This window comes from Modestobacter versicolor (assembly GCF_041028285.1).
Taxonomy (GTDB): Bacteria; Actinomycetota; Actinomycetes; order Mycobacteriales; family Geodermatophilaceae; genus Modestobacter; species Modestobacter versicolor_A.
In genome coordinates, this window is sequence record NZ_JABGDB010000028.1 from 1 (window position 1) to 633 (window position 633).

Below are 633 nucleotides of genomic sequence, written 5' to 3' on the forward strand. Positions count from 1 at the left end.
TAAAAAGAAAAACATCACGCAATTGGTGAACTATATGCTCACTAAAACGCTGTCGATGTTTGAATATGCGGGATTGCCTGACACTATTCCGCGTAAAGAACTGGAGCGGCTTTTACAGGTTCACGGCTACGCTTTCATTACTAAAGCGCCTGATGGTAAATTGTATGCTTTCGTTGGCTCTCTCGGCGGTCAAACTAAAAGCCCATATGGTGAACCGACCGAAATCACTATCAGCAATGTCGCGCTGAATTTTAATAAAACTCTCGACCTGTCGAAAGACGGCGTATTAATTTGTAACGATGATTTGCGTATGGGATTACTCCCGTATTATGAGAAACAAAATACGCTTATTGTCGAAAACGATATTAATATGGTGGTGTGGGGTTTTAACTCCCGTTCGGTTAAAACTATTTCCGCGCCTGACGACAAGACGAAAGAAAGCGCCGAAAGTTATTTACGTAAAATTATCGACGGCGATATTTCCGTTATCGGTGAAAACCCGTTCTTTGAAGGTGTGCGCGTCCAGACGGCGGTTAATGCTGGCGGCGTAACTATTCAGTCGATGATTGAATATCACCAGTATTTGACCGCGAAAATGTATAATGAGGTTGGTTTAGCCGCCAATTTCAACAT

At 42.8% G+C, this 633-nt stretch carries 1 protein-coding gene; it reads left to right on the forward strand.

Translation table 11 applies throughout. The annotated features are described in order from the left end of the window. Window positions 1-25: 25 nt before the first annotated feature. On the forward strand, window positions 26-633 hold a 608-nt coding region (locus HL054_RS22105; protein WP_369141284.1), incomplete at its 3' end, for a hypothetical protein.